We start from the raw sequence: 15,451 nt of genomic DNA, 5'->3' as shown, positions 1-15,451 counted from the left end.
CCAGAGTAAGCACGACTGGGCACCGTCCGGAGTCCGTCGTCCGGAGCCCCTCGACGGAGCTGGGAGTCACCCATGGCCGACCGCTATCTGAGCTTCACCGGCACCGCGCCCGGCCGTTTCCTCACCCGCCGCCTCGGACTGCCGCAGCCCGCGGCACTCGAACGGCGCTCACTGGACGGCGGCCTGCTGCACCTGACCGCCGGCACCTCCGGCCTCGGCCTCGCTCCCGTACTGGCCCGCACCGGCCTCGGTTCGGACCACGACGGCCACCCCGCCGCCGTCGTCCTCGACGCCACCGGCGTCCGGGACGTCGACACCCTCGCCGAGGTGCACGCCGCGCTCCACCCCGTCCTGCGGTCCGTCGCCGCCAGCGGCCGGGTGGTGGTGCTCGGCGCCCCCCTCGACCCCGACGACCACCACCAGGCCGCCGCACAGCAGGCGCTGGAGGGCTTCACCCGCTCACTCGGCAAGGAGATCGGACGGGGCAGGACCGTCAACCTCGTCCGGCTCACCGACGCGCACGCCGCCGAGTCCACCCTCCGATTCCTCCTCTCCGCCGCCTCCGCCTACGTCAGCGGGCAGGTGATCGAGGTCGGGCCGCCCGGTACCCCGGTCGCCGCCCCCGACGACGGGGACCTCCCCCTCGCCGGGCGCACCGCGCTGGTCACCGGCGCCGCCCGGGGCATCGGCGCGGCGGTCGCCGGGACCCTGGCCGCACGGGGCGCCCACGTCGTCGTCCTCGACGTTCCGCAGGCCGGGCAGGAGGCGCGCAAGGTCGCCGAGCGGCTCGGCGGCACCTCCCTCGCCCTCGACATCACGGCCGCCGACGCGGGCGAGCGCATCGCCGCCGCCCTGCCCGGCGGGCTCGACGTCCTGATCCACAACGCGGGCATCACCCGCGACCGGCGCCTGGTCAACATGCCCGCCGAACGCTGGAGTTCCGTCCTCGACGTCAACCTCGCGAGCGTCCTGCGCACCACCGACGCGCTGTTCGCGGCGGGCGCGGTCAACCGGGGCGGCCGGATCGTGGCGACGGCCTCGATCGCCGGCCTCGCGGGCAACGCGGGCCAGACCAACTACGGCGCCAGCAAGGCGGGGATCGTCGGCCTCGTGCGCTCCCTCGCGCCGCGCGCGCTCGCCGAGCACGGGGTGACGGTGAACGCGGTCGCACCCGGGTTCATCGAGACGAGGATGACCGCGGCGGTCCCCCTCTTCATCCGCGAGGCCGGCCGCCGCATGAACTCCCTCGCGCAGGGCGGCCTCCCGGCCGACGTCGCCGAGACCGCCGCCTGGTTCGCGCACCCGGCCTCGGGCGCGGTCAACGGCCAGGTCGTACGGGTCTGCGGCCAGAGCCTGCTGGGGGCGTGATGAACTCCGCCTCCCCCGCCTCCTTCCCCTCCCGCACGACCACCGTCCTGACCGGCTCCCCCGCCCTCGCGCCGCTCCTCGCGCGCGGCGCGCTGCTGTCGCCGCTCAAGCGGCCCCGCCCGGACGCCGGCTTCCCCCGCGACCGGCTGGTGCTGCCCGGCGTACGCGTGGACCTCGCGCGTCTGGCCGCCTACGAGAGGGCCTGCGGCTTCGCGACCGGGGCGGACGCGCTGCCCGTGACCTACCCGCACGTGCTGGGCTTTCCCGCCGTCATGCGCCTGATGAGCGGCCGGGCCTTCCCGCTGCCGCTGCTCGGGCTGGTCCACACCTCGGCCGGCATCGTCCGCCGCACCGCCCTGCCCGCGACGGCCGTGTACGAACTCACCGCCTACGTCGAGGGTCTCGCCCCGCACCGGCGCGGCACCGAGGCGGCCGTCGTGACCCAGCTGCGGGCCGGCGGCGACCTGGTGTGGGAGTCACGCAGCACCTACCTGGCCCGGCACCGGGTCCCCGGCCCCGCCCCCGCGGAGCCCTCCGGCCGGCTCCCCGGGCCCCTGCCCGCCCGCGCCGAGTGGCGCCTCGCCGGTGACGTCGGGCGGCGCTACGGCGCCGCGTCCGGCGACCGCAACCCGATCCACCTGCACCCGCTCACCGCCCGCCTCTTCGGCTTCCCCCGGGCCGTCGCGCACGGCATGTGGACCCTGGCCCGGTGCCTCGCCGAACACGGGACGCCGGACGCGGCCGTGGTCCGGGCGGACTTCCGGGCGCCGGTGCTGCTGCCGGGGACGGTGCGGTACGGGGCCGAGGGCGGCCGGTTCGAACTGCGCGGCGCCGAGGACCGCCTGCACCTGTCCGGCGAGGTCGGGGCCCACCCGGCCTGAGCCGTCGGCGGCGGGGCCGCTCCCCTGCCCCCGCAGGCCGGTCCGGCGCACCGGCGCACCGGGACTCCCGCGCTCAGGTGTAGTGCCGGGCTCTACCCGGGGGCCCTACCCGGCCCCGACCGGGTCCACCCGGGTCACCGGAGACGGCCCCGGCCCGGACTCCGGACCCGGCTCCGGCCCGGACTCCGGCTCCGGTCCGGACGTCGGCTCCGGCTCCTCCGGCGGGGACCAGGGGCGGCCCGTCATCAGGTCGCCCAGCCCCGCCCAGGCGAAGTTCATCAGGGTCGCCGCCGCCTGCTTGGCGGTGACGCCCTCGGTGGCGCCCGCCCAGTCCGCGAGCGCCTCGGCGGCACCGACCAGGGCCTCGGCCAGCCCGGCGACCTCGCGCTCGGGCAGGTGCGGGTCCCGGTGCGCGTCCCGCGCCGCGGCGGCGATCAGCTGCGTCACGAAGGCGACGATCTCCGCCCGCATCACCGCCACCTCGGCCGCGAACGGCTCGCCGTGGGTGCGCGCGTGCAGGTGCAGCACCCGCCAGGCGTCCGGGTTCCGCGCGGTGTGGGTGAAGAACGCCCGCAGACCCGACCAGAGTTGCCCGTCGGCCGACAGCCCCGGACGCACACCGGCCCGCACCGCCTCGGTGAGGGCGCGGGCCTCGCGGCGGATGCAGGCGGTGAAGAGGTCGTCCTTGGAGTTCAGGTACAGGTACACCAGCGGCTTGGACACCCCGGCCAGCTCGGCGATCTCGTCCATCGACGCCGCCATGTAGCCCCGTTGCCCGAAGATGCGCACGGCGGCGTCCAGCATCTGCTGCTCACGGACCGCACGCGGCATCCGCTTGGTCTTCCCAGCACCCATGCGCATCAGCGTACGGTCCGTGCGGCGGTGATCATGACGCCAGCGCGTCCGGAGGCGGCGGTCAGGCGGCGGTCAGGCGGCGGCCGCCACCGGCTCCGGCGCCTGCTCCCGCGGCTCCGGCTCGTCGATCGGCGAGCTGTGCGCCTCGTCGTACGCCTTGCGGTCGAGCAGCCCCTCGCGGGCCGAGACGATGACCGGGATCAGCGCCTGGCCGGCCACGTTCGTCGCCGTCCTCATCATGTCCAGGATCGGGTCGATCGCCAGGAGCAGGCCGACGCCCTCCATGGGCAGGCCCAGCGTGGACAGGGTCAGGGTCAGCATGACCGTGGCGCCGGTGAGGCCGGCCGTGGCGGCGGAGCCGACCACCGAGACGAAGGCGATGAGCAGGTAGTCGCCGATGCCGAGCTGGATGTCGAAGATCTGCGCGACGAAGATCGCGGCGATCGCCGGGTAGATCGCGGCGCAGCCGTCCATCTTGGTCGTGGCGCCGAACGGCACGGCGAAGGACGCGTACTCCTTCGGGACGCCGAGGCGCTCGGTGACCTTCTGGGTCAGCGGCATGGTGCCGACCGAGGAGCGGGAGACGAAGGCCAGCTGGATCGCGGGCCAGGCGCCCTTGAAGAACTGGAGCGGGTTCACCTTGGCGACGGTGGCGAGCAGCGTCGGGTAGACCACGAACATCACGATCGCGCAGCCGACGTAGACGTCGGCGGTGAAGGTGGCGTACTTGCCGATCAGGTCCCAGCCGTAGGTGGCGATCGCGTGGCCGATGAGGCCGACGGTGCCGAGCGGCGCGAGGCGGATGACCCACCACAGGGCCTTCTGGAGGAGGGCGAGGACGGACTCGCTCAGGTTCAGGATCGGCTGGGCCTTCTCGCCGAGCTGGAGGGCGGCGATACCGGCGACGGCGGCCATGAAGACGATCTGCAGGACGTTCAGTTCGGTGAACGGCGTGATGACGTCGGTCGGCACGATGCCGGTCAGGAAGTCGATCCAGGAGCCGGTGTTCTCCGGCTTGGCGCCGTCGGCGGGGGTGAGGCCGGTGCCGGCGCCGGGGTTGGTGACGAGGCCGATGACGAGGCCGATGGCCACCGCGATCAACGACGTGATCATGAACCAGAGAAGGGTGCGGGACGCCAGGCGGGCCGCGTTGTTGACCTTCCGCAGGTTGGTGATCGACACCAGGATCGCGAAGAAGACGAGCGGCGCGACGGCCAGCTTGAGCAGGCCGATGAAGGTGTCACCGACCTTCTCCAGGGTGGTGACCAGCCAGGACATGTCCTGGCTGCGGGCCAGCCAGCCCAGCAGGACACCGAGGACGAGACCGGCGAGGATCTGGGCCCAGAAGGGCACCTTGAGGGACTTCTTGGCAGAAGTCTTCGTGAGGGAGGACACGGACGGACTCCGTAAGGGGGGACGGGACGCGGGGACGGACGCGCAGTGCTGACGTGGAGGACGACGGGGTGAGAGGGGAACGTCAGGGGCGACAGTTCGCGGACGCGCACCGACAGAGGTCCACGTGCAGGCGCGCCACGAGCGCGAGGCTCAGTGGTGTGTGGGGCGCGGCTGCGTGCTTCATGCACACGACTTTAACACCTGCGCTTTGAGACCCCCAAAGCCTCTCTTTGAGAGGCGAGGAGGGGCGGGAGCCCGTAAAACGCAGATCACCCCGGTTTCCTGTGGTTTCGGAGACCGGGGTGCGCGCGTACGTGACGAAGGTTACGAGGTCTGGCCCTGGGTGCGGGCCGAGTCGTCGGCGAGGTCCTCCTGGCCGCGGTTGGCGTCGAGGTTCGCCTTCATGCGGTCCACGCGGCTCACGACCTGGACCGAGGCCCGGTCCCGCTCCTTGCGCAGCGCGACGTAGCTGATGGGGGCGGAGACGAGCAGGGAGAGCAGGAGAATCCACATGCCGTTGGAGTCGCCGAGTCCGCGCGGGAACACGCCGACGTGGACGAGCCCCCAGACGGCCACGAGGCAGCCCGCGAAGATTCCGAGGCGCATCAGCGTGTAGCGGAGCATCTCAATCCACTCTTCCGTTTCTGGCACAAAGAGGCACGGTCCAGTGAAACATGCCGGGATGCCGATCTTGCGGCGGGGTCAGCCCCGGGCGGGCGGCGGCACTCCCGGGCGGACGGCGAGGCGCCCCCGGGCAGGCGCGGCGGGCTCAGGTCAGTGACAGCAGCAGGAAGACGTCGTCCCGGTCGTCGCCGGGCGCCACCCGGATCGCGCCGGGGACTCGGCCGACCTCCTTGTAGCCGCAGGACTCGTAGAACCGCTCCAGGCCGAGGCCGCCCCGGCAGGTGAGCCGGATCGCCTCGATGCCCTCGACGGTGCGGGCCGCGTCCGCGGCGGCGGCCAGCAGGTCCCGGCCGTGGCCCCGGCCCTGGTGGCGGGGGTGGACCATCACCGTGTAGAGCCACAGCCAGTGGGTCATGAGCCGGTGGGTGTTGAGGGCGAGGAACGCGGCGGCGGCCACCCGCCCCGCCCCGTCGCGGCCGACGAGGAGGCGGGTGCGCCCCTCGGCCATGCCCACCATGTGCTTGACCAGCTCGGGGCGGACGTCCTCCCGCGTCACCGGCGGCACGAAGCCCACGGAGCCGCCCGCGTTGGTGACGTCGGTCCACAGGTCGAGCACGCCGTCGCGCAGGTCGGGGGCGAGGGGCGGATCGAAGGAAAAGGTAAGGGACACATAACCATATTAGCCCTTACCCTCAGAGTTCCCGTGCCCGTGGGGCGCCGGGACCGTGCGACCGGCCCCCGCCGCCCTCGGCCGGGGAACGGCCGGGCCGTCACACCCGCATCGGCTGCGGCGCCTCCCGGCGCGCCGGGTCGGGACCCTCGAACTCGCGGATGATCTCGTAGCGCGTGTTGCGCTCGACCGGCCGGAAGCCCGCGTCGCGGATGAGGTCCAGCAGGTCCTCCCGGGTCAGCTTGTTCGGCGTGCCGAAGTCGTCCGCGTCGTGCGTGATCTTGTACTCGACCACCGACCCGTCCATGTCGTCGGCGCCGTGCTGGAGGGCGAGCTGGGCCGTCTGGACACCGTGCATGACCCAGAAGACCTTGACGTGCGGGACGTTGTCGAAGAGCAGCCGGGAGACCGCGAAGGTCTTCAGGGCCTCCGCGCCGGTCGCCATCTGCGTCCGGGCCTGGAGCCGGTTGCGGACCTTGCCGTCCTTCATGTCCACGAAGTCGTGCTGGTAGCGCAGCGGGATGAAGACCTGGAAGCCGTTCGTCTCGTCCTGCAGCTCACGCAGCCGCAGCACGTGGTCCACGCGGTGGCGCGGCTCCTCGATGTGGCCGTAGAGCATGGTGCACGGGGTCTTCAGCCCCTTCTCGTGCGCCAGGCGGTGGATGCGCGACCAGTCCTCCCAGTGGGTGCGGTGGTCGACGATGTGCTGCCGGACCTCCCAGTCGAAGATCTCGGCGCCGCCGCCGGTGAGGGACTCCAGGCCGGCGTCGATCAGCTCGTCGAGGATGTCGGAGGCGGACATCCCGGAGATGGTCTCGAAGTGGTGGATCTCGGTGGCGGTGAAGGCCTTGAGGGAGACGTCCGGCAGCGCGGCCTTCAGCTCCCGCAGCGAGCGCGGGTAGTAGCGCCACGGCAGGTTGGGGTGCAGGCCGTTGACGATGTGCAGCTCGGTGAGGTTCTCGCCCTCCATCGCCTTGGCGAGCTTCACCGCCTCCTCGATGCGCATCGTGTACGCGTCCTTCTCCCCCGGCTTGCGCTGGAAGGAGCAGTACGCGCAGGAGGCGGTGCACACGTTGGTCATGTTGAGGTGGCGGTTGACGTTGAAGTGGACGACGTCGCCGTTCTTCCGCATCCGCACCTCGTGCGCGAGGCCGCCCAGCCAGGCCAGGTCGTCCGACTCGTACAGCGCGATGCCGTCCTCGCGGGTCAGCCGCTCACCGGAGCGGACCTTCTGCTCCAGTTCCCGCTTGAGCCCGGCGTCCATGCGATACCTCTTTCTCCGACAGGGTCCGTCAGACCCGATCAACCGTACGCCCCGGCTACTGGACCTCTTCCGGCAGCTCGCCCACCCGGTTCTCCCACTTGGTGGAGAGCACGATGGTGGTACGGGTCCGGGAGACGCCCTTCGTCCCCGACAGCCGCCGGATGATGCTTTCCAGGCCGTCCACGTCAGTGGCCCGCACCTTGAGCATGTAGGAGTCGTCGCCCGCGATGAACCAGCAGTCCTCGATCTCCCGCAGCTCCTTCAGCCGCTGTGCCACGTCCTCGTGGTCGGCGGCGTCGGAGAGCGAGATGCCGACCAGGGCGGTGACGCCGAGTCCGAGCGAGGGGGCGTCCACGGTGGCGCGGTAACCGGTGATGACACCGGCCGCCTCCAGCCGGTTGATGCGGTCGGTGACGCTGGGTCCCGACAGTCCGACGAGGCGTCCCAGCTCCGCGTAGGAGGCCCGGCCGTTCTCCCTCAGGGCCTGGATGAGCTGCCTGTCCACCGCGTCCATGCGATCGAAGCCTTCCACTGGAGAGTCTGAAGATAGGGGTAACCAACGTGTGGGGGGTGCTCAGGTGGTGGGGCGGGCCCCGCCGAGGTCGCCGCGCCAGCGCCGGTACAGGCCGTGCTCGACCCCCGCGGCGTCGAGCACGCGTCCGGCGACGAAGTCCACCAGGTCCTGGATGTGCGTCGCCCCCGCGTAGAAGGCGGGCGAGGCGGGCACCACGGCCGCGCCCGCGTCGTCCAGTGTCACCAGGTGCCGCAGCGTCCGGCCGTCCAGTGGGGTCTCCCGCACGGCGACGACCAGCTTGCGGCGCTCCTTCAGGGTCACGCTCGCCGCCCGCTGCAGCAGGTCCTTCGACAGCCCGAGCGCGACTCCCGCGACGCAGGCCGTCGAGGCGGGCACGATCAGCATGCCCTTGACGGGGTACGACCCGGAGGACGGCCCGGCGGCGAGGTCGCCCGCGCTCCAGTGCCGCACGCCGGAGACGTCCGCGTCGAACGCCTCCGGCTTCCCGTCGGCCCCGCGGGCGAGCCAGGTGCGCAGGTCGTCGCGCCAGTGGGCGTCCCGGAAGGAGATGCCGGTCTCGTCGAGCAGGGTGAGCCGCGAGGCCCGGCTGACCACCAGGTCGACGCTCTCCCCCGCGGCGAGCAGCGCGCGCAGTACCGAGGCCGCATACGGGGTGCCGGAAGCGCCGGACACCCCCACGATCCAAGGCACGCGCGGCATCTTCCCTGGCTTGAATGGGTTCACAGCATCGAGCCTATCCGGCGCGGCGGAGTGGAGTCCCCAAGGGTTCCGTCGGCCGTTGCCCGCGGCCGGGCACGGACCGGGGCGACGCTGACCGGACCGCCCGGGCGCCGGGCGACGCTCCGGGGCCGCACCGGGACCGACGTCGCCTCCTCCTCGCGTACCGGATCACCGCCCCGTCAGGCACGGAAGCACTGCTCCGGGCCGCCCTCCGCGGGCAGCAGGCACGCCTGCGCCTTCGACGGGTCGCCGCCCGTCATCCGGGTGTAGACGTAACCCTCGGCGTCGTGCCGGTCCCGGATCACCGCGTGCCGGGTGGGGCGGCCCGGGACGCGCAGTTCGATGCGGTCCCCGACCTGGCCCAGCCAGACCCGTGCCCAGAGCGCGTCGCAGTGCTCGCTGTGCCGTATCTCCATGCGCGCGCCGCCGGGGAAGCGCGCCTGTGCCACGGCGCCGAAGGAGGCACCCGGCTCGGTGCAGCCCTGGGACTCGGAGTCCTCGCCGTCGCACGCGGTGCCCCGGCAGCCGGGCGGTGCCGGGGCCGGTTCCGCGGGCTCCCGGAGCAGTGGAACGGCGGCGAGGACGGCGGCGGACAGCAGGACGGAGGCCCCGACCGGCCACCAGCGACGCGCCAGCCGGCGCCAGGAGCGCGGGCGCCCGGGCCCCTCGCCCGGCCGCGGGCCCGTCACGGTGGTGGGCCCGGCCGGCTCGGGCGCCTCGGACGCCCGCCGTGTCCCCGCCGTCCGTGTCACGGCCGGCGCGGGGGCCCGGTCCGCGTCCTCGTCTGCCGCCCGCTCCGCGGCGCGGTGCGTCTCCGGCACGTCGGCGCCCCGGCCGGGGGACGCGCCGCGTTTCTCCCGGCCGCTGCACTCCGTCTCGGCGACCTCCCACAGGGCCATGAGGCGCGCGGGCGGTACGCCGGCCAGGTCGCAGAGTTCGACGACCGTTTCGCACGGCGGCAGGTTGTGCCCGGCGAGGTAGCGGTGCCAGGCCGACTTGCTGGCCGAGGTGCGGCCGGCCAGCGCGCCCAGGCTGAGCCCGGTCAGCCTCCTCAGCTCCACCAGTTCCTCGGCGAGCCTGGCCAGCTCGGTGCGCGGCCCGCTCATCGCCGCAGCGCCTCCCAGGTGTGCTCACCGATGACCCCGTCGACCACGAGCCCCCCGCGGTCCTCCTGGAACCGCTTGACGGCACGTTCGGTCATCGCGTCGTAGGCTCCGTCGACCTCGGCCACGGGGAAGCCGTGGTACTCGAGCAGGCACTGGGCCTCCACGACGTCCCAGCTGATCACCAACTGGTGCAGGTACGTCTGCCGGGTGTCGCTGTAGCCGGCGGTGAGCGCGGCCCCTCTGCGCTCCACGGGGCAGTCGTACGTGACGCCGGGCTCGAAGACGAAGTCGTCCGGCCGCTCCCGGCGGGTGGTCGCGCCGTGGTCCCAGGTCGCGGCGACGGTGATGAACGTGCTGGCCAGGATCAGCAGGGACATCAGGTACGGCGCCCGGTGCCGCGCCCACGCCGCCGCTCCCGCCGGCCGCGGTGCCGCCGCCCCGCCCGCGAGAGCGGCGTCCCCGGCGAGGGCCGCCTCACCGGCCCGCGACGGCGTCGTACCGCCGTCGGCGGTGGGTGCCGCACCGTCGACGGGCTCCCGGTCCCCGGCGGCGGTCGAGGAGCCCCTCGCGGGAGACGGGACGGCATGCCAGCCGTCGGCCGCGAGCGCGTGCAGCGCGTGCAGCCGGGCGGCGTCCTCGCCCGCCAGCGCGGCCAGTTCGGCGACCGCTCCGCGCGGCGGCAGCTTCTTCCCGTTGAGGTACCGCTCCCACGAAGACCTGCTGTAACCGGTACGCCGCTCCAGCGCGGCCAGGCTCATCCCGGTGCGGTCCTTCAGTTCGCGCAGTCCGGTCACCAGGTGCCGGGCGGACGGACTGAGGTTCTCGGGCAGAGATCTCCACGGCGCCATGGCAGACGGGTCCTCTCGTTCCGGGCGTGCTCCAGGGCCTTCTTTCCTTGTGCCTGAACCTTTGCGGCGGTCGTCTCCGGCTGAGGCGTCCCGGACCGTGTCCCGGGGACGAACGTCCGGGCCGTGTCCCCCCAGGTGAGCGCCGGAGACGTCCCGGGGACACCCGGAACGTCTCGGATCATAGCGCTGCCCGGAGAACTCCCGACAGGCTGGACCGCGTCCCGACCACCCCGCCGACCGGACCGGACGGTCCGTCAACTCCCCCGATCCTGCGGCCGGTACGCGACCGCGGGGCGGGAGACGACCGCCGCGCGTCCCCGGCACCTCCGGCACCCCGACGACAGGGAAGAGACGCATGTTCCTCATACGCGACAGCAGCCCCCGCACCCGGCGCCGGACGGCGGTGCCGGCCGGACTGGCGGCCGCGGCCGTCCTCGTTCTGCTGCCCGCCGGTACCGCTCAGGCGGCGCCGGGCCACGCCCCGCGGGCGACCGCCCTGGCCGAAACCTGCCGGGGCGTCAGTACCGTCGGTCTCTACTGCGGCTATCACACGGGTACCGCCTGGGCCGAGCGCGGCAGCGTCGGCGCCCATGTGAAGGAGATCCAGGCGCTGATCAACGAGACCACCCGCTATGCCCAGGCCGGCGGCAGCAAGCTGGCGGTGGACGGCGTCTACGGGCCCGCCACCGAGGGCGCCGTCACCTGGTTCCAGTGGTACTACATCGGCGTGAGCGCCTCCGACGGCATCGTCGGCCCCCGGACGTGGGAAGAGCTGCGCCACGGCGACCGCTGACCCCGCCACGGGTCCCCGCGCCGCCACCGTCACCCCCTACGACGGCGCGGACGCCAGACCGCCACCACCAGGCCGAACGGCACCACCGAAGACGGCCGGCCGCCACCAAGCCGAACGGCACCACCAGGCCGATCGACACCACCGAAGACGCCCCACCGCCACCACCGAACAGGAGACAGCGTGCCTCCCGAGCACACCAGCCGCCGAGGCTTCATCGGCATGGCCGGCCGGACGGCCGCGGCCGTCACCGCGGCCGGCGCCCTGCCGGTGATCTGCGCCGGCCCGGCCCACGCCGCCGCCGAGGACGAACCCTCCTTCGTCCTGAGCCACGACCACCCCGACGCGATCATCCCCCACGTGTCCGACGCCGACTACGCGGCGGGCGTCTCCCGCGAGCCGCTGAACGCGACGTGCGACTGCGCGCTGCCCGGAGGTGAGGGCGCGTGAGCATCCCGCGTTTCGTGTCCCGCGCCTCCTGGGGCGCCCGGACCGCCAGCAAGATCAGTACGGACATCTCGCCCGGACTCGGGGGCGTCGCCATCCACCACACCGGCGGTTTCCGTTTCGCCGCCGCCGACCACAGCGCGTGCGCGGGCCAGGTCCGGGGCATCCAGCGGGACCACATGGACGGCAACGGCTGGTGGGACATCGCCTACACCTACCTGGTCTGCAACCACGGCTACGTGTTCGAGGGCCGTGGCGTGGGGCGCCGCTCCGCCGCCAACGGCTCCGACTTCGGCAATCAGCGGTACTACGCCATCTGCGGTCTGGTGGGCGGCTTCCTCGTCTACGACGAGATCACCCCACAGCTCATCTACGGTTTCCGCAGCGCCATCGCCCACCTGCGCAGCGTCGGTAACGCGGGCACGGGCATAGAACCGCACGGCGTCTTCGTCGCGTCCGACTGCCCGGGGTCACGTCTGTACGCCCGCATGCCCGACATGGAGCCGGGACCGGGCAAGAACACGGGCGGGTGGGTACCGAAACCGCCACCGCCCTGGGACTCCTCGTATCCCGCGGCTCCCGACTTCCCCGGTGTCTTCCTGCACTACCCGCCGGCGACCGTGCACGCGAGCGCCCGCACATGGCAGCAGCGCATGGCGGCGCGCGGCTGGTCGATAGGGGTGGACGGCGTCTACGGCGAGCAGTCCCGCCGGGTCTGCCTGGCCTTCCAGCAGGAGAAGGGACTGACCGTCGACGGCGTGGTCGGTGCCCGGACCTGGTACGCGGCCTGGAACACCCCCGTCACGAGCGGCGGCTCGGATCCGGCCGCGGCCCCGACGTGGCCCGGTGTGCTCTTCAGCTACCCGCCGGCCACCGTCCACGACGGCGTCCGCACCTGGCAGCGGCGGATGGCGGAGCGGGGGTGGAGCATCGGCAGTGCCGACGGTGTGTACGGTCCGCAGTCCCGGACCGTGTGCCTCGGCTTCCAGCGGGAGAAGGGGCTGACCGCCGACGGCATCGTCGGCCCGGCCACCTGGCAGGCGGCCTGGGCCTCGCCCGTCACCTGAGGCGAGCGGGTCACACCGTCAGCCCCCGCACCAGCAGGTCCAGCAGCGCGCACACGAACAGGGCTATGCCGATGAAGCCGTTGACGCTGAAGAACGCCCTGTTCAGGCGGGTCAGGTCGGTCGGGCGCACGAGGGTGTGCTCGTAGACGAAGGCAGCCGCGACGATCAGCAGGCCGACCCAGAAGAACGCACCCGCGTCGGTGGCGACGGCGTACCAGACGAAGAGGGCCGTCGTCACCGTGTGGCAGGCGCGGGCGCCCCGGATCGCGGCCGGGACGCCGAAGCGGGCCGGGACCGACTTCACGCCGACCTGCCGGTCGGTCTCGACGTCCTGGCAGGCGTATATCAGGTCGAAGCCGCCGATCCAGACGCCGACCGCCAGGCCGAGGACCACGGCCTCCCAGGACCACTCGCCGGTGACGGCCAGCCAGCCGCCGATCGGGCCCATCGCCTGGGCCAGGGCGAGGATGGCCTGCGGGAAGTTCGTGAACCGCTTACCGTACGGGTAGACCACCATCGGGACGACGGCGATGGGGGCGAGGGCGAGGCAGAGCGGGTTGAGCAGGGCCGCGGCGCCCAGGAAGACGACCAGGGCGATCAGCGCGCCGGTCCAGGCGTGCCGGACCGACATGGCGCCGGTGACCAGTTCGCGGTGGGCGGTGCGGGGGTTGCGGGCGTCGATCTCGCGGTCGATGATCCGGTTGACCGCCATCGCGAAGGTGCGCAGGCCCACCATCGCGACGGTGACCAGGAGCAGCCGGCCCCAGTGGATGTTCTCGTCCCACCGGTACATCGCGGTCAGCGCGGCGATGTATGCGAAGGGCAGGGCGAAGACCGAGTGCTCGATCATCACCAGGCGCAGGAACGCCTTGGTGCGCCCCGGCTGCTGCGGCAGCGCGGCGGAAGCCGACGTCACAGTCCGTACTCCTTCCAGCGGCGGTCGACCTTCGCCGCCGTCTCCGGGTCGGACAGCACCATGTCCGGCCAGCCCCCGTCCCGCGTGTACCCCTCCTCGGGCAGCTTCCTCGTCGCGTCGATGCCCGCCTTGCCGCCCCAGAACTGCTGGTACGAGGCGTGGTCGAGGTGGTCGACCGGGCCTTCCACGACGGTGAGGTCGCGGGAGTAGTCGGTGTTGCCCAGCGCCCGCCAGGCGACCTCGTGCAGGTCGTGGACGTCGCAGTCGGAGTCGACGACGACGATCAGCTTGGTCAGGGACATCATGTGGGCGCCCCAGACGGCGTGCATCACCTTCTGGGCGTGCTTGGGGTACTTCTTGTCGATCGAGACGATCGCGCAGTTGTGGAAACCGCCGGCCTCGGGGAGGTGGTAGTCCACGATGTCCGGGACGATGATCTTGAGGAGGGGAAGGAAGAAGCGTTCCGTCGCCCTCCCCAGCGGGCCGTCCTCCGTAGGGGGCCGCCCCACCACGATCGACTGGAGCAGGGGACGCCGCCGCATCGTCACGCAGTCGATCTTCAGGGCGGGGAAGGGCTCCTGCGGGGTGTAGAAGCCGGTGTGGTCGCCGAAGGGTCCCTCGGGCAGCATCTCGCCGGGCTCCAGCCAGCCCTCGACGACGACCTCGGCGTGCGCAGGGACCTGGAGCGGGACCGTCTTGCAGTCGACCATCTCGATCCGCTTGCCCTGTACGAACCCGGCGAACAGGTACTCGTCGATGTCGCCGGGGAGCGGGGCGGTGGAGGCGTACGTCACGGCGGGCGGGCAGCCGAAGGCGATCGCGACCGGCAGGCGCTCCCCGCGCCGGGCGGCGACCTGGTAGTGGTTCCGGCTGTCCTTGTGGATCTGCCAGTGCATGCCGATGGTGCGCTTGTCGTGGCGCTGGAGGCGGTAGAGCCCCAGGTTGCGGATGCCCGTCTCCGGGTCCTTGGTGTGGGTGAGGCCGAGGTTGAAGAAGGAGCCGCCGTCGTCCGGCCAGGTGAAGAGGGCGGGGAGCCGGTCGAGGTCCACGTCGTCGCCGTGCAGGACGACCTCCTGGACGGGGGCGCTGCCCGGCTTCACCTTCTTCGGCGGTACGTGCGTCATCGTGCCGAGCTTGCCGAAGGCCTCGCGCATGCCGACGAAGCCCTGCGGCAGCTCGGGCCGGAGCAGTCCGCCGATCTTGTCCGAGATGTCGGAGTACGACTTCAGGCCGAGGGCCTTGAGCAGACGCCGGTCGGTGCCGAAGACGTTCATCGCGAGGGGCATGTCGGAGCCCTTCACGTTCTCGAAGAGCAGGGCGGGGCCGCCGGCCTTGTTCACCCGGTCGACGATCTCCCCGACCTCCAGGTACGGGTCCACCTCGGCCTTGACGCGCTTGAGGTCGCCTTCGCGTTCCAGTGCCCGGAGCAGGGAGCGGAGATCGTCGTAAGCCATGCGGTCCAGTATCCCCGAGCGGCTACCCTGGCCCTGTACCTGGGGGCCGTGACGCGTCCCCGCCCACCGCTTCCGCTGGAGAGAGGCCCCCATGCTCCGGGTGCTGATGTTCCTCGTACCACTGGCGTTGAGCGTCTACGCGTTCATCGACTGCATCAGCACGAAGGACGAGGACATCCGTCACATCCCCAAGCCGCTGTGGGCGATCCTCGTGCTGCTGTTCCCGCTGGTCGGCTCGATCTCATGGATCATCGCCGGCAAGAAGCGGCAGCCGGCCGGCTCCTCGTTCCGGCAGGGCGGCGGCGGGCGGCACCAGTTCGTCGCACCGGACGACAATCCGGACTTCCTCAAGTCGCTCGACAAGGACGCGGACAAGGACGGCGACGACACGCCGGGTGGCGACGGGCACCGCAAGCCCTGACCCGTCCGGCCGCCGCGTGCCGCGCCATGCCCGCCGCGGCGTTCCGCCCACGGGCGCGGACTGCCGGCACCCCCGCGTCCCCGTCCCAGC

Annotated in this window: 17 protein-coding genes; 6 read left to right on the top strand and 11 right to left on the bottom strand. The window is 72.6% G+C overall.

Annotated elements, in window-relative coordinates; translation table 11 throughout:
• Positions 1-72: 72 nt before the first annotated feature.
• On the top strand, positions 73-1,368 hold the full coding sequence (locus ACVV2G_RS14675) for a 3-oxoacyl-ACP reductase (protein WP_453843135.1): 1,296 nt from the start codon (positions 73-75) through the stop codon (positions 1,366-1,368).
• Positions 1,368-2,249, top strand: a complete 882-nt coding sequence (locus tag ACVV2G_RS14670) for a MaoC family dehydratase (protein ID WP_453843134.1) — start codon at positions 1,368-1,370, stop codon at positions 2,247-2,249. The genes ACVV2G_RS14675 and ACVV2G_RS14670 overlap by 1 nt, the downstream gene beginning before the upstream one ends.
• Before the next feature lie 105 nt (positions 2,250-2,354).
• On the opposite strand, the gene ACVV2G_RS14665 is transcribed toward ACVV2G_RS14670, so the two are convergent.
• The 9 genes from ACVV2G_RS14665 to ACVV2G_RS14625 form a co-directional block, all read right to left on the bottom strand.
• On the bottom strand, positions 2,355-3,104 hold the full coding sequence (locus ACVV2G_RS14665) for a TetR/AcrR family transcriptional regulator (protein ID WP_453843133.1): 750 nt from the start codon (positions 3,102-3,104) through the stop codon (positions 2,355-2,357).
• Between the two features lie 72 nt (positions 3,105-3,176).
• Entirely contained in the window at positions 3,177-4,499 is a 1,323-nt protein-coding gene (locus ACVV2G_RS14660; protein WP_453843132.1) for a dicarboxylate/amino acid:cation symporter, read from the bottom strand.
• A gap of 324 nt (positions 4,500-4,823) precedes the next feature.
• The gene (locus tag ACVV2G_RS14655) at positions 4,824-5,123 is read right to left on the bottom strand and encodes a DUF4229 domain-containing protein (RefSeq protein ID WP_453843131.1); all 300 of its coding nucleotides are present in this window, start codon (positions 5,121-5,123) and stop codon (positions 4,824-4,826) included.
• A gap of 145 nt (positions 5,124-5,268) precedes the next feature.
• A complete protein-coding gene (locus ACVV2G_RS14650) occupies positions 5,269-5,793 on the bottom strand; it encodes a GNAT family N-acetyltransferase (RefSeq protein WP_453843130.1) in 525 nt (174 codons plus the stop codon).
• Positions 5,794-5,893: 100 nt separating this feature from the next.
• Positions 5,894-7,057: an aminofutalosine synthase MqnE gene (gene mqnE / locus ACVV2G_RS14645; RefSeq protein ID WP_453843129.1), complete on the bottom strand. Its 1,164-nt coding sequence runs from the start codon at positions 7,055-7,057 to the stop codon at positions 5,894-5,896.
• Positions 7,058-7,112: 55 nt separating this feature from the next.
• Entirely contained in the window at positions 7,113-7,571 is a 459-nt protein-coding gene (locus ACVV2G_RS14640) for an Lrp/AsnC family transcriptional regulator (protein ID WP_453843128.1), read from the bottom strand.
• A gap of 60 nt (positions 7,572-7,631) precedes the next feature.
• Entirely contained in the window at positions 7,632-8,282 is a 651-nt protein-coding gene (locus ACVV2G_RS14635; protein WP_453843127.1) for a UbiX family flavin prenyltransferase, read from the bottom strand.
• A 209-nt stretch (positions 8,283-8,491) separates the two neighbouring features.
• On the bottom strand, positions 8,492-9,418 hold the full coding sequence (locus ACVV2G_RS14630) for a helix-turn-helix domain-containing protein (RefSeq protein ID WP_453843126.1): 927 nt from the start codon (positions 9,416-9,418) through the stop codon (positions 8,492-8,494).
• Positions 9,415-10,266, bottom strand: coding sequence for a helix-turn-helix domain-containing protein (locus ACVV2G_RS14625; protein ID WP_453843125.1), 852 nt, complete (start codon positions 10,264-10,266; stop codon positions 9,415-9,417). Before ACVV2G_RS14625 ends, ACVV2G_RS14630 begins: the two co-directional genes overlap by 4 nt.
• A 355-nt stretch (positions 10,267-10,621) precedes the next feature.
• Here ACVV2G_RS14625 and ACVV2G_RS14620 point away from each other — a divergent pair, with 355 nt between their 5' ends.
• The 3 genes from ACVV2G_RS14620 (at position 10,622) to ACVV2G_RS14610 (ending at position 12,570) form a co-directional block, all read left to right on the top strand.
• Complete coding sequence (locus tag ACVV2G_RS14620) at positions 10,622-11,059, top strand: peptidoglycan-binding domain-containing protein (RefSeq protein WP_453843124.1); 438 nt, start codon at positions 10,622-10,624, stop codon at positions 11,057-11,059.
• Positions 11,060-11,239: 180 nt separating this feature from the next.
• Entirely contained in the window at positions 11,240-11,506 is a 267-nt protein-coding gene (locus tag ACVV2G_RS14615; RefSeq protein ID WP_453843123.1) for a twin-arginine translocation signal domain-containing protein, read from the top strand.
• Positions 11,503-12,570: a peptidoglycan recognition protein family protein gene (locus ACVV2G_RS14610; protein WP_453843122.1), complete on the top strand. Its 1,068-nt coding sequence runs from the start codon at positions 11,503-11,505 to the stop codon at positions 12,568-12,570. Before ACVV2G_RS14615 ends, ACVV2G_RS14610 begins: the two co-directional genes overlap by 4 nt.
• 10 nt (positions 12,571-12,580) lie before the next feature.
• On the opposite strand, the gene mqnP is transcribed toward ACVV2G_RS14610, so the two are convergent.
• Together mqnP and ACVV2G_RS14600 are read right to left on the bottom strand one after the other, a co-directional pair.
• Positions 12,581-13,486, bottom strand: a complete 906-nt coding sequence (gene mqnP / locus ACVV2G_RS14605; RefSeq protein ID WP_453843121.1) for a menaquinone biosynthesis prenyltransferase MqnP — start codon at positions 13,484-13,486, stop codon at positions 12,581-12,583.
• Complete coding sequence (locus tag ACVV2G_RS14600; protein ID WP_453843120.1) at positions 13,483-14,940, bottom strand: menaquinone biosynthesis decarboxylase; 1,458 nt, start codon at positions 14,938-14,940, stop codon at positions 13,483-13,485. The genes mqnP and ACVV2G_RS14600 overlap by 4 nt, the downstream gene beginning before the upstream one ends.
• 91 nt (positions 14,941-15,031) lie before the next feature.
• Here ACVV2G_RS14600 and ACVV2G_RS14595 point away from each other — a divergent pair, with 91 nt between their 5' ends.
• On the top strand, positions 15,032-15,361 hold the full coding sequence (locus ACVV2G_RS14595) for a PLD nuclease N-terminal domain-containing protein (RefSeq protein WP_453843119.1): 330 nt from the start codon (positions 15,032-15,034) through the stop codon (positions 15,359-15,361).
• The last annotated feature ends 90 nt before the right edge of the window (positions 15,362-15,451 follow it).

The sequence above is a fragment of the Streptomyces sp. JK94 genome (assembly GCF_053613315.1).
The sequence above is the reverse complement of the archived record's forward strand: the minus strand, read 5'-3'. Positions and strand labels throughout refer to the sequence as shown.